The organism is Staphylococcus simulans, assembly GCF_002994445.1.
In the GTDB taxonomy this organism is placed as follows: Bacteria; Bacillota; Bacilli; order Staphylococcales; family Staphylococcaceae; genus Staphylococcus; species Staphylococcus simulans_B.
The window spans coordinates 98,088-124,973 of record NZ_MRZJ01000001.1 but is presented as its reverse complement, the minus strand read 5'-3'; the positions used below and the strand labels follow the sequence as shown (position 1 = coordinate 124,973).

General features: G+C 37.4%; 23 protein-coding genes. 10 read left to right on the top strand and 13 right to left on the bottom strand.

Annotated features, from left to right (window positions below):
* Positions 1 to 71: 71 nt before the first annotated feature.
* From C7N65_RS00750 to ezrA, 6 genes are all read right to left on the bottom strand, one after another.
* Positions 72 to 1,019 (bottom strand): class I SAM-dependent methyltransferase, encoded by a 948-nt coding sequence (locus C7N65_RS00750; RefSeq protein ID WP_105992557.1) that lies wholly within the window; start codon positions 1,017 to 1,019, stop codon positions 72 to 74.
* A 110-nt stretch (positions 1,020 to 1,129) separates the two neighbouring features.
* Positions 1,130 to 1,630 (bottom strand): thiol peroxidase, encoded by a 501-nt coding sequence (tpx, locus tag C7N65_RS00745; protein ID WP_105992556.1) that lies wholly within the window; start codon positions 1,628 to 1,630, stop codon positions 1,130 to 1,132.
* Positions 1,631 to 1,834: 204 nt separating this feature from the next.
* Positions 1,835 to 2,596 (bottom strand): TSUP family transporter, encoded by a 762-nt coding sequence (locus C7N65_RS00740; protein ID WP_105992555.1) that lies wholly within the window; start codon positions 2,594 to 2,596, stop codon positions 1,835 to 1,837.
* Positions 2,597 to 2,621: 25 nt separating this feature from the next.
* On the bottom strand, positions 2,622 to 3,845 hold the full coding sequence (gene thiI, locus C7N65_RS00735) for a tRNA uracil 4-sulfurtransferase ThiI (RefSeq protein ID WP_105992554.1): 1,224 nt from the start codon (positions 3,843 to 3,845) through the stop codon (positions 2,622 to 2,624).
* Complete coding sequence (locus tag C7N65_RS00730; protein ID WP_105992553.1) at positions 3,842 to 4,981, bottom strand: cysteine desulfurase family protein; 1,140 nt, start codon at positions 4,979 to 4,981, stop codon at positions 3,842 to 3,844. The genes thiI and C7N65_RS00730 overlap by 4 nt, the downstream gene beginning before the upstream one ends.
* A 138-nt stretch (positions 4,982 to 5,119) precedes the next feature.
* Positions 5,120 to 6,823, bottom strand: a complete 1,704-nt coding sequence (ezrA, locus tag C7N65_RS00725; protein ID WP_105992552.1) for a septation ring formation regulator EzrA — start codon at positions 6,821 to 6,823, stop codon at positions 5,120 to 5,122.
* Between the two features lie 173 nt (positions 6,824 to 6,996).
* Between ezrA and C7N65_RS00720 the strand changes: the two genes are divergently transcribed.
* The 3 genes from C7N65_RS00720 to C7N65_RS00710 all read left to right on the top strand — a co-directional run bounded on the left by C7N65_RS00720 (position 6,997) and on the right by C7N65_RS00710 (position 9,029).
* Complete coding sequence (locus C7N65_RS00720) at positions 6,997 to 7,470, top strand: GAF domain-containing protein (protein ID WP_105992551.1); 474 nt, start codon at positions 6,997 to 6,999, stop codon at positions 7,468 to 7,470.
* A gap of 243 nt (positions 7,471 to 7,713) precedes the next feature.
* Positions 7,714 to 8,319 carry a 30S ribosomal protein S4 gene (gene rpsD / locus C7N65_RS00715; RefSeq protein ID WP_105992550.1) on the top strand — a complete coding sequence of 202 codons (606 nt, stop codon included), beginning with the start codon at positions 7,714 to 7,716 and terminating at the stop codon, positions 8,317 to 8,319.
* 203 nt (positions 8,320 to 8,522) lie between these two features.
* On the top strand, positions 8,523 to 9,029 hold the full coding sequence (locus tag C7N65_RS00710) for a hypothetical protein (RefSeq protein WP_105992549.1): 507 nt from the start codon (positions 8,523 to 8,525) through the stop codon (positions 9,027 to 9,029).
* Positions 9,030 to 9,309: 280 nt separating this feature from the next.
* Here C7N65_RS00710 and C7N65_RS00705 read toward each other — a convergent pair whose 3' ends face one another.
* Positions 9,310 to 10,059, bottom strand: a complete 750-nt coding sequence (locus tag C7N65_RS00705) for a glycerophosphodiester phosphodiesterase (RefSeq protein WP_105992548.1) — start codon at positions 10,057 to 10,059, stop codon at positions 9,310 to 9,312.
* A 70-nt stretch (positions 10,060 to 10,129) separates the two neighbouring features.
* On the opposite strand from C7N65_RS00705, the gene C7N65_RS00700 reads away from it, so the two are divergent.
* The 3 genes from C7N65_RS00700 (at position 10,130) to serA (ending at position 13,491) form a co-directional block, all read left to right on the top strand.
* Positions 10,130 to 10,570 carry an SACOL1771 family peroxiredoxin gene (locus C7N65_RS00700; protein ID WP_105993047.1) on the top strand — a complete coding sequence of 147 codons (441 nt, stop codon included), beginning with the start codon at positions 10,130 to 10,132 and terminating at the stop codon, positions 10,568 to 10,570.
* 178 nt (positions 10,571 to 10,748) lie between these two features.
* The gene (locus C7N65_RS00695) at positions 10,749 to 11,906 is read left to right on the top strand and encodes a pyridoxal-phosphate-dependent aminotransferase family protein (RefSeq protein ID WP_105992547.1); all 1,158 of its coding nucleotides are present in this window, start codon (positions 10,749 to 10,751) and stop codon (positions 11,904 to 11,906) included.
* The gene (gene serA / locus C7N65_RS00690) at positions 11,899 to 13,491 is read left to right on the top strand and encodes a phosphoglycerate dehydrogenase (protein WP_105992546.1); all 1,593 of its coding nucleotides are present in this window, start codon (positions 11,899 to 11,901) and stop codon (positions 13,489 to 13,491) included. The genes C7N65_RS00695 and serA overlap by 8 nt, the downstream gene beginning before the upstream one ends.
* Positions 13,492 to 13,575: 84 nt before the next feature.
* Here serA and C7N65_RS00685 read toward each other — a convergent pair whose 3' ends face one another.
* From C7N65_RS00685 to C7N65_RS00675, 3 genes are all read right to left on the bottom strand, one after another.
* A complete protein-coding gene (locus C7N65_RS00685) occupies positions 13,576 to 14,697 on the bottom strand; it encodes an HAD family hydrolase (protein ID WP_105992545.1) in 1,122 nt (373 codons plus the stop codon).
* A gap of 111 nt (positions 14,698 to 14,808) precedes the next feature.
* Positions 14,809 to 16,278: an N-acetylglucosamine-specific PTS transporter subunit IIBC gene (nagE, locus tag C7N65_RS00680; RefSeq protein WP_105992544.1), complete on the bottom strand. Its 1,470-nt coding sequence runs from the start codon at positions 16,276 to 16,278 to the stop codon at positions 14,809 to 14,811.
* Positions 16,279 to 16,388: 110 nt separating this feature from the next.
* A complete protein-coding gene (locus tag C7N65_RS00675; protein WP_105992543.1) occupies positions 16,389 to 17,000 on the bottom strand; it encodes a lysophospholipid acyltransferase family protein in 612 nt (203 codons plus the stop codon).
* Between the two features lie 198 nt (positions 17,001 to 17,198).
* Here C7N65_RS00675 and C7N65_RS00670 point away from each other — a divergent pair, with 198 nt between their 5' ends.
* Positions 17,199 to 18,380 (top strand): S1C family serine protease, encoded by a 1,182-nt coding sequence (locus C7N65_RS00670; protein WP_105992542.1) that lies wholly within the window; start codon positions 17,199 to 17,201, stop codon positions 18,378 to 18,380.
* Positions 18,381 to 18,446: 66 nt separating this feature from the next.
* Here C7N65_RS00670 and tyrS read toward each other — a convergent pair whose 3' ends face one another.
* Entirely contained in the window at positions 18,447 to 19,709 is a 1,263-nt protein-coding gene (gene tyrS, locus C7N65_RS00665) for a tyrosine--tRNA ligase (RefSeq protein WP_105992541.1), read from the bottom strand.
* 363 nt (positions 19,710 to 20,072) lie between these two features.
* Here tyrS and C7N65_RS00660 point away from each other — a divergent pair, with 363 nt between their 5' ends.
* On the top strand, positions 20,073 to 20,978 hold the full coding sequence (locus C7N65_RS00660; protein ID WP_105992540.1) for a biosynthetic peptidoglycan transglycosylase: 906 nt from the start codon (positions 20,073 to 20,075) through the stop codon (positions 20,976 to 20,978).
* Positions 20,979 to 21,045: 67 nt separating this feature from the next.
* Here C7N65_RS00660 and C7N65_RS00655 read toward each other — a convergent pair whose 3' ends face one another.
* Both C7N65_RS00655 and acsA read right to left on the bottom strand, forming a co-directional pair.
* Positions 21,046 to 22,713: a formate--tetrahydrofolate ligase gene (locus C7N65_RS00655; RefSeq protein ID WP_105992539.1), complete on the bottom strand. Its 1,668-nt coding sequence runs from the start codon at positions 22,711 to 22,713 to the stop codon at positions 21,046 to 21,048.
* A gap of 382 nt (positions 22,714 to 23,095) precedes the next feature.
* Positions 23,096 to 24,811, bottom strand: coding sequence for an acetate--CoA ligase (gene acsA, locus C7N65_RS00650; RefSeq protein ID WP_105992538.1), 1,716 nt, complete (start codon positions 24,809 to 24,811; stop codon positions 23,096 to 23,098).
* A 213-nt stretch (positions 24,812 to 25,024) separates the two neighbouring features.
* Between acsA and C7N65_RS00645 the strand changes: the two genes are divergently transcribed.
* A complete protein-coding gene (locus C7N65_RS00645; protein ID WP_105992537.1) occupies positions 25,025 to 25,657 on the top strand; it encodes a GNAT family N-acetyltransferase in 633 nt (210 codons plus the stop codon).
* 13 nt (positions 25,658 to 25,670) lie between these two features.
* The gene (locus tag C7N65_RS00640) at positions 25,671 to 26,825 is read left to right on the top strand and encodes an acetoin utilization protein AcuC (RefSeq protein ID WP_105992536.1); all 1,155 of its coding nucleotides are present in this window, start codon (positions 25,671 to 25,673) and stop codon (positions 26,823 to 26,825) included.
* Positions 26,826 to 26,886 lie beyond the last annotated feature (61 nt).

Sequence of the window (26,886 nt, the reverse complement as noted above, 5' to 3'; positions counted from 1 at the left end):
CCAATATTTACATTTTCTTTTACCAATTCTATTTAACCATTAATACAGTTTAATTTCAAGATTATTACAGTTTATTTTTTGTGATGATTTTGTTGCAGCCATTCTGACAATTCTCGTAAAAATCCTTGAAATTGTTGCGGAGATTTGAAATCTGGTATATTGGCAAGCAATACCTCAACAGAGTGGGTTACATCACGTTCTTTTTTCTGAAGAATCAAGATAGATTTGCGTGATTGTTCGGTTTTGAATAACGTTTTAGGCAAATTGAGGAATGCCTGCATTTCTGTATCTGTTGCAATGAAATTTTTGAGCTGTTTTATGTTTTCACCTTCAAAAATATTGCTCGGCACAATTAAGAATGCGAATCCAGCTCCCCTTAATGCCTCAACCGCTTGTTCGATTAAAAGGTAATGGGCATAACTATGTCCTTCTTTAAACCCTAATTTCATTTCGTGACTGCGTTCATCTACTGGATAATAGCCTACCGGCAAATCACCGATAACCACATCTGCTTCTTCAAACGGTAATGGCAGAATAGCATCTTGAGGATAGACATCAAACGGAATTTCTAAGAAATTCGCTAAGTGCACACTGACACGAGATAACACTGGATCAACTTCTACTAAATGGTGCATTAGCGTTTGTTCAGTCAATACTTCATGCACTGTCGCACTTAAATGTCCGCTGCCGCTCGTTAAGTCTACAATGTTCAATTCTTTCTTATCTTGTGTAAACTGCTGTACTAAGAAACCAAGAATTAAGCCAATTGAATCTGGTGTAATCTGGTGATTCGCTTGAATCTCTTGTTCTTGCAATAAACTTAAGTATGCAAATTGAAAGGCTTTGCGTCGATCTGATAATGTTGCCTGTTCCAGTAAATCACGATTATTTTGATAAATCTGTTCCATCGCAAGCCCTAAGTTTTCGATAAAGCTTTGTCCGTTTTCTTTATTCAGTTCCTTAGTTTTACTATCTAGTTCGTGGAATAAACGCTCCATTATAGTTTTTTCTTCAGCCATAATAAAATCCTTCCTAAAAAGACTGCTCATAATCAATGATTCACTTTCTTACACTAATTATGAGCAGTCTTGTCTTTATATTAATTTAAAAATAACTTTAAACGCATTGATTAGTCTAATTCTTTATATGCTTTTAATGCAGATTCGAAGTCAGGGAAATCAGTGCCTTCATTTACAACTTCTGTATAAACTACTTTGTTGTTTTTATCTAAAACAAATACTGAACGTGCTAATAATTGTAAGCCGTCCATTAACACACCGTAGTTTTTACCGAATGAATGTTTTTGATAGTCGCTTAGTAAGATAACATTATCTAAACCGCTTGCTGCGCACCATCTTTTTTGAGCGAATGGCAAGTCTTGAGAAATAGTCAATACTACGCCGTTTTCTTCTGAAGCAGCTTCTTCGTTGAATTTACGAGTTTGTTTATCACAAACACCTGTATCAATTGAAGGTACTGCACTGATTAATTTTTTCTTGCCGTCATAGTCAGCAAGTGTTACTTCTTCTAAATCATTATTTACAACTGTAAAATCTGGTGCTGTTTGCCCTTCTTCTACTGCATTACCTACTAATGTTACGGGATCTCCGCCAAATGTAATTTGTACCATATAAATAAACAACCTCCTAAGATTCTGTTACTATTTATCTCTACCCCATTATACCGATATCAACACTTCAACTCCAATGATAATCCTTAAGATACATTATTTTTTTAACTCATTTTTGATAGAAATTACAAAGAAATGTAATATTTATCCATAAATTACAAATAAGCCGCGATTTGCATCGCAGCTTATTCAACACAGTATTCATTATTGCAGACAATCATAGATATTCTTGATAATCAACGCGCTTGTAACGACCACAAACAATACTCTGACATATCCGACACCTTGCTTAAGCGCAAATTGTGCCCCTGCATATGAACCAGCAACCATACTTGCTGCCATAATCAATCCAATGCCGTAATCGACTTTCCCTAAAATCATAAACAAGATTAATGCACCGATATTAGACGCAAAGTTTAACACTTTCGCATTGCCTGCCGCACTTAAAAAATCAAACCCTACAATCAATAATGCGAACAAGAAGAAAGAGCCTGTTCCGCCGCCTAAAAAGCCATCATAAAAACCGATGAGCAATAATACTGCAACAAAGATAACAGCTTTGCCTTTTGAAAGTTTTTTATACGTGCGGATGCTACCCCAATCTTTTCTGATCAGCGTATAAATCATTACAATGGATAAAATCACAATTACTAATGGTTTTAATACAGCAGCCGGCAGAAATGATGCTAAACTTGCACCGCCGACAGAAGCGATGAAAATAAACGGAAAGAGTTTGCCGACTATTTTCAAATCCACTTTGCCTGAGCGTACAAACTTAACAGCACTCGTTAAAGAACCGAATGAACTTGCAAGTTTGTTTGTGCCTAAAGCTGTTGCGGGCGGTAATCCGATTGCTAATAAAGCAGGTGTTGAAATCAGACCGCCGCCGCCTACTACAGAATCAATAAAAGCAGCTAAAAAGCCAAATACAATGATAATAATAATAAGTGTCAGATCCCATTCCACGATGTTGTCCCCTTTTCTTGTGCTATTAGAATAAATCTTCCATTAATGCTTCAGTCGCTTTATCTTTTTGACTTTGATAATTTTTTGTTACTTCGATAGTTTCGATACCTTCAACAGCACGATCAATCATGTCGCTGAAATCATATACACTTTCGTATTTTTCTACTTTCTCAAAGTTAGGTTCTGTAACCGGATTTTTCGGTGTAAAGATAGTACAGCAATCTTCAAATGGCTGAATTGATGTTTCGAAAGTACCGTATTCCTTCGCTTTGATGACAATTTCTTCTTTATCTAACGTTAATAACGGACGCAAGACAGGTGTTGAAGTCACATGGTTAATCGCATACATACTCTTAAGTGTTTGGCTCGCAACTTGTCCTAAGTTTTCACCGTTTACGATGGCATCCGCACCGACATTATGCACGACTTTATCTGCGATGCGCATCATCATACGTCGTGTAGATGTCATTGTATAGCGTTCATGTACTACTTTATTGATTTGTTTTTGTACTTCTGTAAACGGCACGATATGCAATTTAATCGGTCCGACATGTTCAGCTAAAATTCGTGTTAATTCAATCACTTTTTCTTTCGCTTTTTCACTTGTGAACGGAGGACTATGGAAATGAATCGCTTCGACTGTTACACCTCGGCGCATGATTTCCATGCCTGCTACAGGCGAATCAATACCGCCTGAAAGCATTAATAATGTTTTGCCGCCAGTACCTACTGGTAACCCGCCTGCACCATCTATCACACGGTCATAGATATAAATCGCATCTAAACGAACTTCTGTTTTGATGACATGGTCAGGTTGTCGCACATTAACGTGGACTTGCGGGTTGCTTTCTAATACAGCGCCCCCTAAAATACGCTGTAATTGGTAAGTATCATATGGATACTGTTTATCAGAACGTTTCACATCAATTTTAAATGAATCGCCTTCATCATAAGCTTTTGCAAATTCGCTTGCTTGCGCTTTTGCATGTTCTAAGTCTTTGTCTAATTTCATAACAGGACTGATAGATTTTACACCGAAGACTTTGCTGATACGCTGCATAATTTCTTCAATATCCGCTTCTGGCGTAACTTCTATATACATTCTGTCTCTGTTCGCTTTAACGTGATAGCCTTGAAGCGGCATTAACGCTTGTTTCACATTAGAACGCAGTTTGCTCACAAACATTTTACGGTTAGCACCTTTAAGCGTCAATTCGCCGTAACGCACTAAAATATGATCATAGATCATTTCTTCAACAACTCCTTCATTTCTTCATATACTGCTTTAAAAGCTGCTTTAAATCCTTTGATATCCTCTTCTGTTGTTACAGCACCCATTGAAATACGAATACTGCCTTCAATTCTCGATTCGCTGACACCCATTGACAGCAAGACTTCATTCAAATGTCCGCGTTTTGATGAACATGCACTTGTAGTAGATAACATGACATCTTGTTTAGAAAAGGCATTGACTAATACTTCGCCTTTTACGCCGTCAAAACCGACATTTAAAATATGAGGTGCACTGGTATCCGGAGAATTCACTTTCACACCCGGATAGTCATTGAAAAATCGGCGCAATTGCTGATTCCATTCTGTTAAACGCTGGTGTAAATCTTCTTGTTGATGTACTGCATGTTTTAAAGCTTTAACAATCGCAATATCAATCGGTAAATTAACAGTACCGCTTCTCAATCCATATTCTTGCCCTCCGCCATGAATTACAGGCTCTAAATTATGGATATTATGCACGAGCAACAAACCTTGACCTTTTAAACCGTTGAATTTATGCCCACTGAAACTCATGCTGTCGATACCTTTGAATGTTAAAGGTATTTTACCGATGGCTTGCACTGCATCAACATGAAAATGCGCTTTTGGAAATGCTTCTAAAATTTCAGCCATTTCCGCAATCGGCTGGATTTGTCCTGTAATATTATTCACGTGCATACACGTCACTAATCCTACGTTCGAATTCATTAAACTTTCAAAATGCTCAAGATCGATTTTGCCTTCCTTCGTCACATTCACATAACGAAGTTTGAATCCTTCTGTTTCCAAATGACGCATTACCTCTAATACAGATGGATGTTCAAGCACTGATACAATAATTTCATCAGCATATGGTTTGCGGTTGTACGCTGCACCTTTTAACGCCATATTATTAGATTCCGTAGCGCCGCTTGTAAAAATAATATCGTATCTGTCTTCAAGATTCATTATTTGATTAATCTGTGCTTTGGCTTGATTTAACAATTGCTCTGCTTGCAAGCCGGCTTGGTGCGGACTATTTGGATTAAAATATAAATTCTGATTCACTTTGACATAAGTATCCAGTACATCTTGTGCTGGTCGAGTTGTCGCCGCATTATCTAAATAAATCACTTTTATGTCACTTCCACTTATTTGATTCTCTCTTTTTGAGTCTTTTCTTCCAATTTTAATATTTTACCACATCTGTCTAAATTCTCAATACGCAAAAAAAGACAAGAACAACGAATGCCCTTGTCTTTTGTATAACACTTATATTTTGCTTTGAGATACAACTTCATCTTCAATGCGTTGAGAAATGCCAGGATCGACTGAATCTAAAGCTTGCTCTGCAATTTCAATCGCACGTTTGTAGCGGTTATTCTTGAATAAGCGTTCTGCTTCATTCAAGCTCTTATCAATGCTGCTGTCGTCTTTACGGTAACGGTTGCCGTATTGAATCAGTTTTTCAGCAAGCACTGCGTTCACTAAAACGTCCATTGCTTCATTTTCAAAGTTGTTCATATGAAGTACAACTTTCGTCACTTTATCTTTAAGATGTTTGACATTAATCGGACGTTGATCAAACTGTGCATTGATTTCACGCACTTCATGATCAATTTCATTTTTCATGATAATGAAGCGTTCAGGTACGCTTGTTAAGTTAGAAGCTAATAACTTACGATAAATTTCTTCTTTTTTGCTTTGAACACGCAGAAGATTATCTTCAGCTTCCGCTTCATCTTCACGTAATTGAATTAAGTGGTTTTGTAATTTTTCTTGTTTATCATTAATTACTTTGACATGTTCTTCAATATACGCAAGATTATCTTGTACTTCGCTGTAACGTACAGTAGATTTTGCCATTTCTCTTAAGATTTCATCGTAGACTGAAATCAAGTTTTGAATTTCATTTTCGAATTGACGTACATTTTGAACATCTGTTTCATTGATGTAGTAATTTTCACGTACATATTCGATTTCTGTTTGTAATGTATAATTGGTATCTTTCGCACGGAATAAATCATTAGTAATGACTTCTTTCGTTTCATCCACTTTGTTTTTAGATTTGACTTCATGCTCGATTAAATCATACATTTCATCCAACTGATCATTAATCGCGATGAGCTTATCGTTCGCCTCTTCTAATTCCAAACGACTAATCATCGGTTCAACGAAACTTAATTCCGTTTTCATAGATTGAAGATTGCTGTCGACTTTAACATGATCTAAGTCGTACCCTTCGACTTTCAAGTCGCGGCAGCCGTATTTCAAATCTTGGAATTGCCCTGGAAGTTCTTTTTGCGCTTCGCGAATCAATTCAGGGATTTCTTTCATATCTTTTTGCAGATAATTGATATCTTCGTTGAGCGTTTTAATATGCTCATGTGCTTGTTTGTAGTTCCCCTCTTCTCTTAGCTCTGTGTACTTAACAAGCTCAGGTTCGAATGATTCAATTTCTTTTTCAAGCGGTGCAGCTGCTTCTCCGAATTGATGTCGGTTAGCCAGCACATCACGCTTCATTTCGCGATATGAAACTTTGCTGTCTTCAAACAAGCGATCGCTTTCTTTATGAAGCGCCAAAATATCCTCAACTTCTTCACCAAGTTGTGCATAACGTTCTTCATAACGATCTAATAATGCGTTCGCATCATCTAACTCAGTTTGAGCAGCAGTAAATTTGAATTTATCGAAATATTCGTCAGCATTATGAATTTTCTCTTCAACCGGACTTAAATTATCATTAGTATTCTTTAATGATTCGCGCTTTAAGCGGTCATATTCTTGTTGTGTTTCACCCTGCAGGGTTAAATCGTCCAACGCTTTCAGACGATCATTTAGTGTTAGTTTCTCAACCTCTATCTTGCGCTCTTCGGTTTTTTCGACCACCTGACGTTTTGAAGAACGGAGATAGAACATGATACCGACAATTATAAGTGCAATAACTATAATTGCTAAAATGATATACAATGCCATTGTTTTCTCCTCCTATTTAATCACTTCTCATTATAGCGTAATTTTGGGTCTCATTAAAATAAAAATATTAAGTTTCTTTATACAAACTTTGATGAAAGTACTCTAAATTGAAGTTTCTTAATAGAACATATTATAATATGGAAAATGCAAGAGAGAAAAGAGGTCAATTATATATGGGCAGCAATACTACAAATTACAACGCCATCCTTCAGCAATTAGAAGGTTTGAATGCGGATGAGCGCTATTTAATTACTTTACTCAGCAACACATCTGCTTTATTAAATGAAAATTTATCTGACATCAATTGGATTGGTTTCTATCTTATGGAAGACGGCCAGCTTATTTTAGGTCCTTTCCAAGGCCGTCCTGCTTGTACCCCTATTCAATTAGGCAGCGGCGTATGCGGTACTTCCGCACAACAAGATATTGTTCAGCGTGTGGATGATGTACATGCTTTCCCTGGTCATATTGCATGCGATGCACGCAGCCAATCTGAAATTGTTATTCCGCTGCATCAAGACAATAAAGTCATCGGACTATTGGATATTGATGCACCGATCAAGTCGCGCTTCTCACAAGAAGATGAAGATGGCTTGATTCGATTAATGAAAGTATTAGAAAAACAAATTGCACAAACAGTGAAATAATTATTTATTTGAAGAAAAAGAGATAAAAGCTTGACTTTATCTGCCAGAATGGTAGAATACTCTTTGTGTGAATTAACGAAAGTAGCAGTTGTATATTATTAGGCGCTATGTTATTCCCAATGCGGACGTGCCGTGTAACCGGAGCTATGAGGCGAGGACACATAAAATAACATATCTTAATAAGTATACAACACTCTTTTTTGTTTTTTCATAACAACTAAAAACAAAAGGAGGAGTCTTAACATGGCTCGATTCAGAGGTTCAAACTGGAAAAAATCTCGTCGTTTAGGTATCTCATTAAGCGGTACTGGTAAAGAATTAGAAAAACGCCCTTACGCACCAGGTCAACATGGTCCTAACCAAAGAAAAAAATTATCAGAATATGCAATTCAATTACGTGAAAAACAAAAATTACGTTACTTATATGGCGTAACTGAAAGACAATTCCACAATACATTCCTTGCTGCTGGTAAACAATCTGGTGTACACGGTGAAAACTTCATGCGTTTATTAGCACGTCGTTTAGACGCTGTTGTATATGCTTTAGGTTTAGCACGTACTCGTCGTCAAGCACGTCAATTAGTAAACCACGGTCACATCGAAGTTGATGGCGCTCGCGTAGACATCCCATCATACTCATTAAAACCAGGTCAAGTGATCTCAGTTAGAGAAAAATCTCAAAAACTAGATATCATTGCTGAATCTGTAGAAATCAACAACTTCGTACCAGAATACTTAGAATTCGACGAAGAAAAATTATCAGGTACTTTCGTACGTGTTCCAGAACGCAGCGAATTACCAGCTGAAATCAACGAACAACTTATCGTTGAGTACTACTCAGGTAAATAATAGATTTATTATTTCAATACTGCATGCCTTGTTTTCAAGGATGCAGTATTTTTTGTTTTATCCCTTTTTTACTACAACTTTATCCCTCACCTTCTAACATTCATCATGTATCCGATTATTCCATTTTTGTGTTGTGAAAAACCTAGTTTTATCGATGTAATTACGGCATAATAAAACTATTAATGTAAGGGAGAAAATCAATATTGAAGAATTGGTTGAAAAATAATAGATTCATTATGTTACTTGTTGTGTTGTATATCACCGGAGGTTTTTTATTATTGCCGAGTTTGGGAGACTATTTTAATAAAAGCTATTTTGAACACTCCATACTAAAAGTCATTATAGATTCATTTGTGGCTAATGTTGGATTTGCGTTGTCTTTATCACTTGGTATTTCTTTTGTACTTTCTGTCATCGTCATGACTTATCAGTATTTTAAGAATGATAACGTAGAAAATGTTATTAAAGAATTTGCATTTGTGGTAGTTGTTATTAACGTTTATGTATTCATTTGCACTTTAGCTTTGCTTTCAATCACAACTGATAATGGTGAAGCTATTTTTGCACTATTTGGATTCATCTATGGATTCACCAAGTACTTGCCTTGGGCTTACAACCTCATCAATAATTACTTTAAAAAGCAACCTATCAAAAAGAACAAAATAAAGGCGTTTGAATCACACAAACCCCTTTATTTTTGTTCTTTTTAATTTCATTTTCTTAAATATTAACAAACCACTTAATCTTATTTCGTTTTCTGCGCTTTTTTCCTTTTAATCACTCTATAAATGGTTACACCGATTATCACAACAATCCAATTTAACAATTCTCTTTTGTCTATTTGTCGGATACGTTGCAATGGTTGAATATCAAAATTAAGTTTCATAAATAATTGAGGAAAGCCCGTTGCTGATGACAGTCATGATGTTCCCTCTTGCCTTCCCTTCTGCATTTTAGATAATTTAATTATACAGTTGTGTTGTTTTGATTTCAATCTAAATCAAAGTAGTAGTTCGGACCATCTGTAATAATACCGTCTACCCCATCAATGATTAATTTCCGTATATCATTGATGTCGTTAACTGTATATGGCATTACTTCTAATTTATGAATATGTGCTCTTTCAACAAACTTTTTGTTGACCAATTCGAAATTCGGGTTCGCATAATCACAAAACTTAGCCAACTTGTTAAAGTTCGGCATTCTAAATAGATATTTCTTCTTGCTCAGCAGCACGCCTAATTTAAATTTGTTTGTTAACTGTGCTATTTTTTGAATACTTTTATCATCAAACGATTGAATAATTGTTTTATCCGCATCCAAACGATTTTCTTCTATTTCTTTTAGCAGTATTTCTTCAATATTAGGATATTTGCTCGGCTTTTTGATTTCAATTAATAGTGTTGTTTTATAGGGTTTTACAAGTTGTGCCACTTCTTTAAATGTCATAATACGTGCACCCGCAAATGTACTGTCTTTCCATGAACCGAAATCATAGCTTTTTAATTCATCTAGCGTATAATCTTTTACATAACCTGATCCATTAGAGGTTCTATCTATTTTATCATCATGGATAACAACAAGTTGCTGATCTTTTGTTAAATGCACATCAATTTCAAGCATATCTACATGTGCACTGAGTGCTGCTTTATATGCTAATAAAGTATTTTCGGGATAATCGATTGAAAATCCGCGATGTGCAATAACTTGCAAGTCTTCGCTTGGGATTACTTTTTCCATGGTATTCACCCTTTATCAATTTTTAGTTTCAGAATTAATCTATCATATTCAAAACGGAGGTCAAAGAAATATGACAAACCACGATTTTATAGTTACGACGCAATGGAGTGGCGGCAGAGATGAAGTCGGCCTTGCTAAAGGCGATGTGATTAATGAATCTATTTCTATTCCATCATCACTTGGCGGTGTCGGAGAAGGAACCAATCCAGATGAAATGCTAGTAGCAGCAGCTTCATCTTGTTATATTATTTCACTTGCTGCGACGCTTGAACGTGCACATTTCAACGACATTTCTATTAACCAGGAATCGGTTGGAACAGCCTCTTTAACCAATGGTAAATTTAAAATGGAGCAAATCAAACATCAGCCTAAAATCTCAGTAGAAGCGTCCCAAAAAGAAGCGCTCGAAAAGAGATTAGATAAACTTTTAAAAATCGCAGATAACAATTGCATGATTTCTAACTCTATTCGCGGTAATGTCGACATCAAGATTGAACCATACATTTTATAATCTTCTACCCAACTTTTTGAGTTGGGTAATTATTTTTAGTATTTTTTCTTTAAAAACGCTTACAATTCATATATTTTGTTAAATTATCGTAAAATCAGTGAAATAACACTGAAATACCCTTTCTTATTTTCAGAATATTTGATAAAATTAAGAAATCTTACGTTAGGGGGAAATCTATATGTATCATCATCCATTGTTATTAACACCCGGACCAACTCCAATTCCTGAACGCATTCAACGCGTCATTCAAGAACCGATGATTGGTCACCGCACAAAAGAATTTGAAGCTATTGCTGAAAAAGCTTATAAAGGGCTGCAACCTGTTTTCGGTTCCAAAAACGAAGTCATGATCTTTACATCCAGCGGTACAAGCGCACTTGAAGCAAGTATGGTCAATATCTTAAATCCAGATGACCATGTGGCTGTCATTGTTTCAGGAGCGTTCGGCAATCGCTACAAACAAATTGCTCAAACATACTTCCACAACGTTCATGTCTTTGATGTCCCATGGGGAGAAGCAGTTGATGTGAATGCCTTTATTGATTTCTTAAAATCACTGCCAGAACAAGTGACTGCAGTATATAGTCAATATTGCGAAACATCTACATCAGTACTCCACCCTATTCACGAATTAGGTCATGCATTGCACGAAAACTATCCGGAAACTTATTTTGTCGTTGACGGTGTAAGTTGTGTCGGTGCCGTAGATGCTGACTTAGAACGCGATCATATCGATGTATTGGTTTCAGGAAGCCAAAAAGCAATTATGCTACCGCCAGGATTGGCATTTGCAGCATATTCAGACCGTGCAAAAGCACGTTTTGCTGAAGTAAAAACACCGCGTTTCTATTTAGACTTTAATAAATACATTGCTTCAGCAGAAAACAATTCAACACCATTCACACCGAATGTCAGCCTTTATAAAGGCGTAGCTGCGTATGCAGATTTTGTTGCTGAACAAGGTTTTGAGAATGTAATTCAACGTCATTATGTTATCAGAGACGGCTTAAGAGCTGCATTAAAAGCTTTAGACTTGCCTTTACTTGTTAAAGACGAATATGCATCTCCTACAGTAACTGCATTTGTACCGACTTCACCTACTGAAGTTTCAACAATCAAAAATGAATTACTTAACCGCTTCAACATTACAATCGCCGGCGGACAAGGCAAATTAAAAGGCCAAATCCTTCGTATCGGTCATTTAGGACAAATCGATACAGCTGATATTTTACAATGTGTCAGCGCACTTGAAATTATCCTTTCTGAATTACGTCACGAATCATATGTCGGAAAAGGAACTACAGCATACTTAGAGGTGGTAAAAGCATATGTATAAAATTCTAGTATCAGATCCAATCGCAAAAGACGGTTTGCAAACACTTTTAGATGATCCAGACTTTGAAGTCGATATTGATACAGGGCTTGCTCCTGAAGCTTTAATCGATAAAATCAAAGACTATGATGGGCTTATTGTAAGAAGCCAAACACAAGTAACACCTGAAGTCATTGAAGCAGCTGACAACTTGAAAATTATTGCTCGTGCTGGTGTCGGCGTCGACAATATCGATCGCGATGCAGCTACAAAACGCGGTGTGTTGGTAATCAACGCCCCTGACGGCAATACTATTTCAGCAACAGAACACTCAATGGCTATGATTTTAGCCATGGCACGTCAAATTCCAGATGCCAACCAATCACTTAAAGCAGGCAAATGGAACCGCTCATCATTTAAAGGTACAGAATTATACCATAAAACATTAGGTATCATCGGTACAGGACGTATCGGTTTAGGCGTAGCTAAACGTGCTAAAAGCTTCGGTATGAAAATCATTGCTTTTGACCCTTATTTAACAGCTGAAAAAGCAAAAGAATTAGATATTGAACGTGCAACAGTGGAAGAAATCGCACAAAAAGCAGACTTTGTAACTGTGCATACACCGTTGACACCGAAAACAAAAGGTATGATAGGCAAAGAATTCTTTGCTCAAGCTAAACCTAACCTTCAAATTATCAACGTAGCACGCGGCGGTATCATTGATGAAGAAGCGTTGATTGAAGCATTAGATAATGGTTTGATTGCACGTGCAGCCATTGATGTATTCGAAAATGAACCTGCTACAGATTCACCTTTAACAAAACATGATAAAATCGTTGTGACACCGCACTTAGGTGCATCTACTGTTGAAGCACAAGAAAAAGTAGCCGTATCCGTTTCGAATGAAATTGAAGAATTCTTCCATACCGGCAATGTGCGCCACGCTGTCAATGCGCCGAAAATGATTTTTGGAGAAGAAGCGGAAGAACTTCAAGAATACTTGAACCTTTGCGACATGGTCGGCAAAGTATGTATTCAATTATTAGGCAAAGCACCGCGTGAATTAAAAATTAAATTCAGCGGGGAATTGGTTAAAGAAGATACAAACATTTTGACACGTACAATCGCTAAAGGTATTTTATCTCAAGACTTAGGCGATCGTGTCAACTTAGTCAATGCCCTCTTCCTTCTTAACGAACAAAATGTAGTTTACAATGTTGAAAAAGATGCGAAGTCTCGTTCTTTCAGCAACTACATTGAATTAACAATGGTCAACAGAGACCGTAAAGTCACTGTCGGCGCAACTGTCTTAAACGGTTATGGTGCGCGCATTGTTCAAATCAATGACTACCCTGTTGATTTCAAACCTGAAAAATATCAACTTGTCATCCATCACCAAGACCGTCCAGGTATTGTAGGACGTACAGGTCAAATTTTAGGCGAATATGATATTAACATTGCCTCAATGCACTTAGGCCGTACAACTCAAGGCGGTAATGCCATGATGATTATCTCTGTAGATATGCCTGTCTCAGAAGAAGTTATTGATGCACTTTACAAAATCGATGGATTTGAATCTATTCAATTCGTTGACTTAAACAAATAAAATTATAAAAGCAACACATAAATAAAGACCAGCTGACTCAGATTCTGATATCTAAGTTTGCTGGTCGTTTTATTTTGATGTATTTTATAATATGATTTTACGAATATCTAAGACATTATCAACAATATAATCTGCATGATGCGCTTCAAGTTCTGATTGCGCTGCTTTACCTTTTAAACCTGTCAGCGTTCCGATAAATGTAGCACCTGTTGTTTCTGCACTGAATAAGTCTGCGAGAGAATCTCCTACTATGTATATCTCTTCATCTCGGAATACTTGATCTTGCTGTTGTGCATAATTTTGGTACTGATCTAGCTGATTACCGTTGTATGCTGCAATATAGCAAAACGGATTCGGTTTGCCTAAAGGTTTTAATTCAGGAAACTGCTCTTCAGCTTTCAATACTTCAGAAGCTGATACGATATGCGATTCATCAAAGTACTTTAAGAAGCCTTTGTCCTCAAACGGTACGAGCGTTTCTGTTCTAGGACGGCCAGTAGCTACTGCTAGTTTATAACCCGCTTCTTCTAAATCTTTCAGCAAGCCTTGAATTTCTTTAGCATCAGCCAATTCTTCTTCTTGATAGATATAACCTGTTTTAAAATCGCTTCTCGGTGTTTTTTCTTCTACTTTGCGATATAAACGATGGCCTAAATACCATTCTTGGAAGACCTCTTGTGAAATTTCCCATAAAGGACTGCGGATTTCAAACAGCTCTGTATGTTCTGTATCTAGCTGTTCTGCTGCATAATTGCGCAAATCACGATAAATTTGAGTTTTACCAGATTCCGCATTTTCAATAAAATGCAGCGGTTTAATAAAATCAACTTGCTGTTTTGAGACTAAATCTCCAACCTCTTGAAGCGTGACATCTGTAAAAGGATGTGCCGTTAAAAATGCTTCTCTGTCTTCTGCTGAGAGTGTTTTAAGCAAATCAATCAAATGAATCGATAACACAATAAACAACATATCCCAGTTAGAATTCAATCCGCGCGACTTCATCGCATTCAAAATCTGATCTTGCTCAAACACAACTTGACGAATAAGATTAATTTCACTGTCATTAATCGTGTTGAATTTAACTGACGGCATCAACTTCAAGAAATGCTGACTCATCAACATTTCATAGACAGTCAAAGCAGAAACGTCAAAACATCTTTCTTCACTTAAAAATACACCATCAACATCAAATAATACTGCTTTCATTTCTCCACCTACTTCGGAAAATTCAGAATAATTAATATTATACAAATTTATACACAAATAAGCAATAGAGCGAAAGCACACTCTAAAGAATGCTTCCGCTCTTTAAGTTTATCATGACTCCATTTGTTTCTCTACTTCATCCGCCACTTGTTGAACATGTGTTCCTATAATAACCTGAACATTATGTTTACCGCTCGTAGTGACACCAGCTGCGCCTGCTTGCTTGATTTGATTCTTATTCAGCTTTTCAATGTCATCCACTTCTAATCGAAGTCTTGTTGCACAATTGGTTAACGTAGTAATATTTTCTTTTCCGCCTAACCCATCAATAATTTGTGAAGACATTGCAGTATACTTTCCTGCTGGTTTCGCTGAATTCTCATCAGATTCAGAAGGATCTGCGACAGGGTCTGCAATTTCTTCATCACCGCGGCCTGGTGTATTCAAGTTAAAGAATTGAATCGCAGCTCTGAAAACTACATAGTAAATCACAAAGAATACGATTCCTTGAACCATTAACATCAATGGATAATTCGACACAGGATTAACGAGTGATAATAGGAAATCAATCAGTCCTGCACTGAATGAGAATCCTGCTGTCCAATGGAATAATGCAGCAATAAAGAGTGATAAACCTGTTAATAAGGCATGAATCACAAATAATACTGGTGCCGCAAACATAAAGGCAAATTCAATCGGTTCAGTTACACCGACAAAGAATGCTGAAATTGAACCTGCTAACATTAAACCAGCTACACGTTTCTTTTGTTTAGAAACAGCTGTTTGATACATCGCTAAAGCTGCTGCCGGTACACCAAACATCATGACCGGGAAGAAACCAGCCATGTAACGGCCTGTAATCCCTTTAATAGCGCCATCGCCTGATTGGAATTTAGCGATATCATTTATACCTCCTAAATCAAACCAAAAGACAGCATTTAATGCGTGATGCAAACCTGTTGGAATCAGCAAACGGTTAAATACACCATATAAAAATGCTCCAAATGGGCCAAAATTAATAATCCATTTACCAAAAGCAACAATGCCATCATAAACGAATGGCCATACAAAAAATAAAACAAGAGACAACAATACTGATAAAAATGCTGTCATAATCGGAACTAAACGCTTACCGCTGAAGAACGATAATGCAGTCGGCAATTCTGTAGCACTGAATTTGTTATAACAGAATGCTGCAATTAAACCGATTAATAAACCGACAAACACATTTTGGTTATTCATTTGATCAAAACCGATGTTGATTGCGTCCTCTTTGATTCGCAGGATACCTGCAAGCTTTTCTGGTTTTAATACTGACGTTACCACAAAGTAACCGACAACTGCTGCTAAAGCAACAGAGCCGTCATTCTTCTTCGCCATCCCTAAAGCAACACCGATAGCAAAGAGTAAACCGAGCTGTTCTAAAACAGCCAAACCGCATTGGAAGATGAATTCGGCCGCAGTCGGTGCTGTATTCATTGCTTTTAAGACGTTAGCAATTCCGATAATGATGGCAGCTGCTGGCAATACAGCAACCGGCAGCATTAAAGAACGCCCTAAGCGTTGTAAAAAATTATACATATGCTTATCCTTCTTTCTCTCTATGGATCTATAAAAAACGGCATGAAAAAGAGATAAAGCCAGATGACTTTATTGTTTCTCTTTATTTCATCTCACTTTATCTCCGTACATTACTTAGGCAAATGCTTTAATTCTTCTTGAAGTGCTCTTGTGCGTTTTGTAAGCTCTTGCGTAATATAATCAACTTTTTCATGACGTTTTTTCAAATGTTCAGGTAAAACGGCAGTATCAATCGGTTCACCGAAGATAATTTTCGCTTTGCCAGTTACCATACCTAATATTTTGTCTGGTCCTTCATAAGCAGCTGGTACAATCGGTACTTTTGCCATCATAGCAATCGTTGCAGCACCGCGTTTCAAAGGTGTTTCTTCTGCTGTACGATGCCCTGCTGGGAACATGCCGATTGTTTTGTTTTTCTTCAATAAATTCACCGGTGTTTTAATCGTACTCGGACCTGGGTTTTCACGATCAACCGGAAAGGCATTTAATGATTTTAAAAAGCTGCCGAACGCTTTATTATAGAACAATTCTTTTTTAGCCATATAATGAATTTGGTTAGGATACATTGCCATGCCAAGCATAATAACTTCGTTATAACTCTCATGGTTGCATGTCACGACATAACGATTAAGCTGCGGTACATTTTCTTTACCATATACCTTAAGCGAATGACTCAGCTTTACAATGATTCCGTATAGAATACTACTGATAAATTTATACATTGGGTCACCTACTCAATTGTTTATTTAACTATCCAAAGTTTATCACTTCCCACCTCTGTCAACAAGCCTATTTCAGTGCATTATATATGTCTGATAGTTCAGATTTTGATTTGTTTTATATTGAAACATAGCAAAATGCTAGAAAATATTAACAAAACATATGATAATAATAGAAAGAAACATTCTGGGAGGAATTCAATGACTGAATACTATAATGAAAATCAAGAACGACGTCAACAGCCGCCTAGAAGGTCATTCCCTTGGCTGCGCGTCATTTTACTTGCCTTGCTTGCTGGTATTATCGGCGGGCTGCTTATATTAGGTGTCGGCAAGCTGATAGAGCAATCTAATGACGGTGCCACAGTACAGCAAGCAAAAGACAGCAAAGGCGGAAATGTCTTAGATGGCAAAAGTTCAAAATATAAATCTGTCAATCAAATGATTACAGATGTCTCACCTTCTATTGTGGGTGTTATCAATATGCAGAAGGCACAAAGCTTAGAAGATTTCTTTAGTGGCAATGCTGGAAAGTCACAAGAAGCGGGTATCGGTTCTGGTGTGATTTATCAAAAATCCGGCGGCAATGCTTATATTGTTACGAATAACCACGTTGTAGACGGTGCGAGTGAAATCAAAGTCCAATTACATGATACGAAACAAGTAAAAGCAGAACTTGTCGGCAAAGATGCTTTAACAGATATAGCCGTATTAAAAATTGAAAATGCGCCTGGTATCAAAACAATTCAATTTGCGGATTCTTCAAAAGTCAAAACCGGCGACAGTGTATTTGCGATTGGTAATCCATTAGGCTTAGAGTTTGCTAATACAGTGACATCAGGTATTATTTCAGCAAACGAAAGAACAATTGATACACAAACTTCAGCCGGCTCAAATAAAGTTTCTGTGCTGCAAACGGATGCCGCTATCAACCCCGGCAACTCTGGCGGTGCTTTAGTCAACCTGAACGGTGATTTAGTAGGTATCAACTCTATGAAGATTTCAATGCCTCAAGTTGAAGGTATCGGTTTTGCCATACCAAGCAACGAAGCGAAGATTATCATCGAACAGCTTGTAAAACATGGTAAAGTCGAACGCCCTTCTATCGGAATCGGCACAATCAATTTAAGTGATATTCCTGAACGCTATAAGAAAGAATTGCACACAGACCGTAATGACGGTGTATACGTCGCAAAAGCGCAAAGTGATAGTGCTTTACAAGAAGGCGATATTATCATTGAAGCAGACGGACAAAAAGTTAAAGATGACTCTGAATTAAGATCATATCTTTACTCCAATAAAAAACCAGATGAAACATTGAAAGTCAAAGTCATTCGCGATGGCAAAGAAAAAGAAGTTTCTGTTCACTTAGGTAAGAGATAACATAAAAATAAATGCTTGTGCTTTGGATTCATTCCTTAGCACAAGCATTTTTTAATGTATATTGAATTATTGGTATTTCACCATGAAGTATTTCTTTTTACCTCTGCGGACAATTGTAAATTCATTATCGATTTTATCTGCATCGCTGATTTCATATTTCAAATCTTGTTGGCGTTCGCCATTAATGTAAATCGCACCATTTGAAACATCTTCGCGTGCTTGGCGTTTAGAAGATGAAATGCCTGCTTCTACAATGAAGTCTACAATGTTTGTAGTGTCATTGCTGACAGAAGCTTGCGGTACATCTTTAAAGCCTTGGCGTAATTCTTCGCTGCTTAATGATTTCAAGTCCCCGCTGAATAATGCTTCTGAAATACGAATTGCATCATCTAAAGCTGCTTGACCATGAATGAAACGTACAACATTTTCAGCTAAAGCTTTTTGTGCTTCACGTAAATGCGGTGCTTCTTCTTTAGATTGTTCTAGTTTTTCAATTTCAGCTTTGTCTAAGAAAGTGAAGTATTTCAAGAACTTGATTACATCGGCATCTGATGTATTAATCCAGAATTGGTATAACTCGTATGGGCTTGTTTTATCTGCATCCAACCAAACAGTACCTGATTCAGATTTACCGAACTTTTTACCATCTGCTTTTGTGACTAACGGAATTGTGAAACCGAATGCTTCAGTTTGACCGTACATACGACGCATTAATTCGATACCACTTGTGATATTGCCCCATTGGTCTGATCCGCCGATTTGAACTTTACAGTTGAATTCGCGGTTTAAATGACCGAAGTCGATAGCTTGTAAAATCATGTAAGTGAATTCAGTGTATGAAATCCCTTTTTCTAATCGAGATTGTACTGAGTCTTTACCCAGCATGTAGTTAACACCTACGTGTTTACCGTAGTCTCTTAAGAAATCAATTAATGAGATTTGGCTTAACCAATCTTTGTTGTTTACAAGCTGTGCTGCTTCTTCTCCGGAAAAATCAAAGATTTTATCCATTTGCGCACCGATGCCGCGAACATTATCTTCTACTTGTGCTTCAGTTTGCAATACACGTTCATCCGTTCTGCCTGAAGGGTCGCCAATCATACCTGTACCGCCGCCGATTAATACAATCGGTTTATGACCGTGTTCTTGGAAACGGCGTAATGTTAATAACGGTAATAAGTGTCCGATATGCATACTGTCTGCAGTCGGGTCTACACCACAGTATAAAGTGACTTTCTCTTTGTTAAGTAATGCTTCTAATCCTTCTGCATCTGTTTGTTGATAAACAAGTCCACGCCATTCTAAGTCATTTAATAATTCATTTGTCATCTATTGTTCCTCCTCTGAATTGTTGTTAATATTTTGCTTTGGAAATTTAAGGAAATAAAAAAACCCTTACAGCATTCACTGTAAGGGCGCATCTATTGCACGGTACCACCATACTTAAAGGTTTCTATCATTAATGATACGTTCATCAAGTCAAACGTTGGATACTTAAATATAAGGCAGCAGGTGTATTCGCTTATTTGTTGTTACTGGTTCCCAGCACCCACCAGCTCTCTAAAAACAATCAAATCAGTTACTTTTCCTTATCCAAAACTTATTAATTTGATTTCATTATAATCAACAGTTTTTTAAAAGTCAACTTGAATACAATTATGCTATACTATTGTTAATTATTGGAGGCAAATTATGAAACATTCTCAAACAACACATACAACCGCTTCTCCCCCATTACATTACTTTGAGAAATGGTATAAGCGGACCAAACATTTCTTTGTCATCCTATTTGTTATCATTCTTTTAATAATTAGTTTATCGATCGGTCTTTTAATCGGCTTCTTTATGAGCATGACCTCTGACTCAGAAAATTTATCAGACACTGAATTGAAACGTGCTGTTTTAAACGTACCTGGCGATGAACACATAGATTATAGTCAAAAGGATTTTTTAACACAATATGATGCATCTAATAACCCGCTGCTTGTGGGACCGAAAAGCGTGAATGCTGTGATACCGAAAGCATTAATCGCATCAGAAGATTCTTTGTATTTAAAGCATGACGGTATCTTGCCTAAAGCATTGCTTCGTGCAATTTATCAAGATATTTTCGAAACAGAAGTTTCTTCAGGCGGCAGTACTATCACACAGCAAGTCATTAAAAATCAAGTACTGAACAATGATAAAACTTATAACCGCAAAGCTAATGAAATTGTTCTGGCTTTAAAACTTGAACGTATCTTGACCAAAGAAGAAATCATGTATACGTATTTAAACATCGTCCCGTTCGGCCGCGACTATAACGGCGATAATATTACAGGTATCGGATCAGCTTCTTTCAGCTTGTTCGGCAAACCGCCGAGTGAGGTCAACCTGCCTGAAGCTGCTTATTTAGTCGGCTTAGTCCAAAGTCCTTACACATATACACCTTATGAAGCAGACGGGACGTTAAAACCAAAAGACGAACTGAAAATCGGATTACGTCGTCAGCATTATGTTTTATGGAGAATGCGTGTTGAAGGCGAAATTTCCGAAAAGACATTTAAAAAAGCAGAAAAATACGATATTGTTTCACATTTAATGACGAAAAAACCCTAAAGCTGAGCGTATCATCACGCACAACTTTAGGGTCGTTTTTTTAGATTATTTTAATATTTGGTGTGAATTAGAATAATCCTTTAGCATGTCCGTCTTCAGTTACGTCCATGTTTAATGCAGCTGGTTTTTTAGGAAGTCCAGGCATTGTCATAATTGCACCAGTTAATGCAACGATGAAGCCGGCACCTGTTTTCGGTTGTAATTCTCTGATTGTGATTTCAAAGTCTTTTGGTGCACCTAATAAGTCTTTGTCGTCAGAGAATGAGTATTGTGTTTTAGCCATACATACTGGATAGTTGTCCCAGCCGTTGTCTTTGATTTGTTTTAATTGTTTTTGGGCTTTGCTTGTGAATGTTACTTTATTACCGCCATAAATGTTCTTAACGATTTTTTCGATTTTTTCTTCGATTGGTTCGTCAAGATCATAAGTGTTTTTGAAGTCTTGGTCTTCATTAATAACTTCTTTCACTTGTTTAGCTAATTCAACGCCGCCTTTGCCGCCTTTTTCCCATACTTCTGTTAAAGCGATACGTACGTTGTTTTCTTTTGCCCAGTCTTCAACAACTTTTGTTTCAGCATCTGTATCATTAACGAATGCGTTTAATGCAACTACAGGTTCAACACCGAATGAACGGATGTTTCTGATGTGACGTGCTAAGTTTTCTAGTCCGTCTTTAACTGCTTGTACATTTTCTTCTTTCAAGTCGTCTTTTGCTACGCCGCCATGCATTTTCAATGCACGAACTGTCGCAACAACTACTGCAGCGCTAGGTTCGAAACCAGCTTTGCGTGACTTGATGTTCATGAATTTCTCAGCACCTAAGTCAGATCCGAAACCAGCTTCTGTCACAACTACATCAGCTAATTGACGTGCTGTTTCAGTAGCTAAGATTGAGTTACAGCCGTGTGCAATGTTTGCGAATGGTCCGCCGTGGATTAATGCAGGCGTACCTTCGATTGATTGTACTAAGTTAGGTTTGATTGCATCTTTAAGAATCATTGCAATTGCACCTTCAACTTTCAAATCTTTAACTGTAACTGGTTTGCGATCGCGAGTATAAGCAATTGTAATATTCGCAATGCTTTCTTTTAAGTCTTTCAAGCCTGTACTTAAGCAAAGAATTGCCATGATTTCTGATGCTACTGTAATGTTGAAGCCGTCTTCACGAGGTACACCTTGTGTCGGGCCGCCTAAACCTACAACAACTTGTCTTAAAGCACGGTCGTTCATGTCTAGAACACGTTTCCATTCGATACGGCGTTGATCGATACCTAATTCATTACCTTGGTGAATATGGTTGTCGATGAATGCTGATAAAGCATTGTTTGCTGTAGTGATTGCGTGGAAGTCGCCGTTGAAGTGCAAGTTGATATCTTCCATCGGCAATACTTGTGCATATCCGCCGCCTGTTGCACCGCCTTTAATACCGAAGACTGGACCTAATGCAGGTTCGCGTAATGCCATCATGACATTTTCGCCTAATTCGTGGAATGCATCCGCTAAACCAACTGTAACTGTTGATTTACCTTCACCTGCTGGTGTAGGACTCATTGCAGTAACAAGAACTACTTTACCTTTTTCCCCTTTATCTTCTAATTTGTTGATGTCAATTTTAGCTTTATAATGACCGTAAGGTTCTAAAGCATCTTCTGGAATACCAACCTTTTCCGCAATTTCTTTAATTGGTTGTAATGTTGCTTGATTAGCAATATCCAAATCTGATAAATGACTCAATTCATTCAGCCCCTTATTAAGTATTTTATTTACAGTTGCGCAACAGTCTCTTTGTTTTATTTCATAGCAGTAGTACTCAAGCTCCCTCATAAACGAAAGCACTTTTCAATGAAGCATCACAAACAGACCTTGTTTCAACTGCATGAAAACCTTTTACATCATCAATCATATCGAAATATAGATTTAATGTCGAACATATTCATCTATATTTTTTTAGTATTCATACTTTTTTGGTAATTTTACAAAAATCGTAGATATTATTTTATGAAAACCCTTTATATTGCAACAATGTAAGCGGTACCGAAATGCTTTAAACCACATTTCGATACCGCTTTGATTTATTGCCTATTCAATTAGAAATATATTATGGCAGAAAAGGGAATTAATCTTCCATAGTACTTAAATCGCCTTCAGGCAAATCAAGTTCCCAAGCTTTTAATACACGTCTCATGATTTTACCAGAACGTGTCTTAGGTAATTTTTCTTTAAATTCGATTTCTCTTGGTGCTGCATGTGCAGATAATCCATTTTTAACGAACTTTCTGATGTCTTCCTTCACTTCATCGCTTGGATCATAACCATGATTTAATGCGACAAAGGCTTTGATAATTTCACCGCGGACCGGATCAGGTTTACCGATTACCCCTGCTTCTGCTACTGCTGGGTGTTCTACTAACTTAGATTCTACTTCGAATGGTCCGACACGTTCGCCTGCTGTCATAATGACATCATCTACACGGCCTTGGAACCAGAAGTAGCCATCTTCATCTTGGTATGCAGAGTCGCCTGAAACATACCAGTCGCCGATGAAGTAAGAATCATACTTTTCCGGGTTCTTCCAGATTTTACGCATCATTGACGGCCAGCCTTTTTTAATAGCTAAGTTACCCATGCGATTCGGCGGCAACTCGTTGCCTTGATCATCTACAATCGCTGCTTCAATACCTGGCAATGGTTTACCCATTGAACCAAGTTTCACATCCATAGAAGGATAGTTGACAATCATATGACCGCCTGTTTCTGTCATCCACCAAGTATCAAGTACAGTATGGCCTAACACTTCTTTTGCCCATTTGATAACTTCAGGGTTAAGCGGTTCACCTACTGAATATACTTCACGTAATGATGATAAATCGTATTTCTTCACGATATCATCACCCGCACTCATAAGCATACGCAGTGCAGTCGGTGCAGTATACCAAATCGTAACATCGAATTCTTCAATCATTCCATACCAAGCTTCTGGTGAGAAACGTCCGCCTGCGATACAATTTGTAACACCGTTTAACCATGGTGCGAAAATACCGTAAGATGTGCCTGTTACCCAGCCTGGGTCTGCAGTACACCAGTAAACATCATCTTCTTTTAAGTCTAATACATATTTACCAGAAATATAATGTACAATCATTGCATCTTGAACATGCAATACCCCTTTTGGCTGTCCAGTTGAACCAGAAGTATAATGCAAGATTAAACCATCTTCGCGGTCCAACCATTCGATATCAAATTCATCGCTTGCATCTTTAAGTGCTTTGTTGAAATCTACATCTTCTTCTTCAACATCGCCATTTTCATCAACAACGACGATTTTTTCTAACTTCGGTAAATCATCTTTCGGAATTCTGGATTTTAAATCTTTGGTTGTAACGATTACATTCGCATCACTATTGTCTAAACGGTCTGCGACTGCTTTTTCCATAAACGCTTCAAATAATGGACCAACAATCGCACCCAATTTTAAAATCCCGAAGAATGCGAAATAAAGTTCCGGTGTTCTCGGCATAAAGATAAAGACACGATCCCCTTTTTCTACGTTGGCTTCATCTTTTAAGACATTGGCTGCTTTATTTGTCAGTGCCTGCATTTCTTTGAATGTATAACTTTCTTTACGTTTTGCATCTTTGTAGTTTAAGGCCGTTTTATCCCCGAGACCATTATCTACATGGCGATCAATACATTCATAAGCCATGTTGACCTTTCCAGTTTCGTACCAAGAGAATGCTTTCTCTACTTCTTTCCAGTCAAAATTATTATATGTTTCTTCGTAGTTTTGAAGGTTGTAATTACCTTCTCCCCCTTTATAAATATCGACTTTCATTTGAATTGCCCCCTTCGTTTGAAATCGTTTTCAAAAACCATTATACAAAAGTTATACCCATTATTCAAAAATTATTGCGATAATTCTGATTTGTGTGTAAATTACTGCTTAAAACTATTATAATAAGAATTAATACGTAGATTTATATCAATTTACTTCAAAATCGGAATTACACATTACAACTAAGAAGAATATTAAAAAGGATGTGGCAATATGGAACATGTCAAAACGTATGTCAAAAATACCTATACACGCAACGATACTACGTATGTCATTGAAGGCCCTGTACCACGCAAACAACTAGAACAAATGTATTATGATGACGGGTTAGATGCGTTCAGACGGCCGATTGAACAATTTGAAGCCATTCAAGAAATCAGTGAACTGCCTGAAGGACGTATTTATGTTTTGCGCTTAGATAACACAATTGTAGGCTATGTTACTTACCATTATCCTGATCCGTTAGAGCGATGGTCGACAGGTAATCTGCCCTATTTAATCGAACTCGGAGCAGTTGAAATCGCCTTGCCGCACAGAGGCACAGGTTTAGGCAATGATTTGATTAAACTCAGTCTGAGTGAGGATGAATTCGAAGACTATATCGTCCTCACAACAGAATATTATTGGCATTGGGATTTAAAAAATTCGAAATTAGATGTATACGAATATAAGAAATTAATGCAGAAACTGATGTCGCACGGAGGTTTAGAAATCTTTGCGACAGATGATCCTGAAATTACAGGTCATCCTGCAAACTGTTTAATGGCAAGAATCGGTTCGCGCATTACACTAGACCAGATGGAAGCGTTTGATGATATTCGCTTCATGAACCGCTTCTTCTACTAAAGGGGAGAATGATATGAGTCAAAATTATAAACAAACGGGGTATGTCTATTCCAATCAATTAATGCAGTACCGCTTCAGCAGTGACCACCCTTTCAATCAGATGCGCTTAAAGCTGACGACGGAACTCTTGATTGATGCCGGCTTGCTGCATTCAAGCCAAATTATCACACCAAGAATCGCCACAGATGAAGAACTTACATTGATTCACACATATGATTATGTCAATGCAATCAAACATGCATCTCGCGGTATTCTCAGCGAAGTTGAATCTAAAAAATATGGATTTGCGAACGAAGATACTTCACAATTCAAACATATGCATCAGCACAGTGCACGCATTGTAGGCGGTGCATTGAAATTAGCAGATATGATAGTCAATGGCGAAGTCAAAAACGGCTGTCATTTAGGGGGCGGTCTGCATCATGCATTGCCTGGGCGTGCTAACGGATTTTGTATCTACAATGATGTCGCAATTACCGCAAAGTATCTTTCAGAGAAATATCAGATGAAAGTCATGGTCATTGATACAGATGCGCATCATGGGGACGGTGTGCAATGGAGCTTTTATACACAAAATGAAATCTTGAATTATTCTATTCATGAAACAGGCAAATTTCTCTTTCCTGGTTCTGGCCATTATACAGAACGCGGTAAAGAACAAGGTTTCAGCTATTCTGTTAATGTACCGTTAGAACCTTATACAGAAGACGATTCTTATATCGATTGTTTCAAGCGCACAGTTACTCCTGTGATTCAGTCATATCAGCCTGATATTATTTTAAGCGTGCATGGTGTGGATATACATTACTTAGATCCGCTTACGCATATGAATTGTACACTTGATTCTCTAAACGCTGTTCCCTATTACATTAAGTCACTTGCTGATAAATATACAGATGGCAAAGTTTTAATGTTCGGCGGCGGCGGTTATAATATCTGGCGTGTTGTGCCGAGAGCATGGAGCCATGTCTTTTTAAGTTTAATGGATGTTCCTATTCAACATGGTGATTTGCCGAAAGATTGGGTAGATAAATGGAAACAATATTGTCCGACCGAACTGCCGACGACATGGGATGATCAGCGCTTAGATTATATGGAAATACCAAGAACTAAAGAAATTACTGAGAAAAATTTAAAACATGCCAATCAAGTCGCCAGCTGGTTTTAAAGACTTGAGACAAAACAAAAATGTCTGGAGGCACGCTGCAAATTGCGCTGCTTTTCCAGAC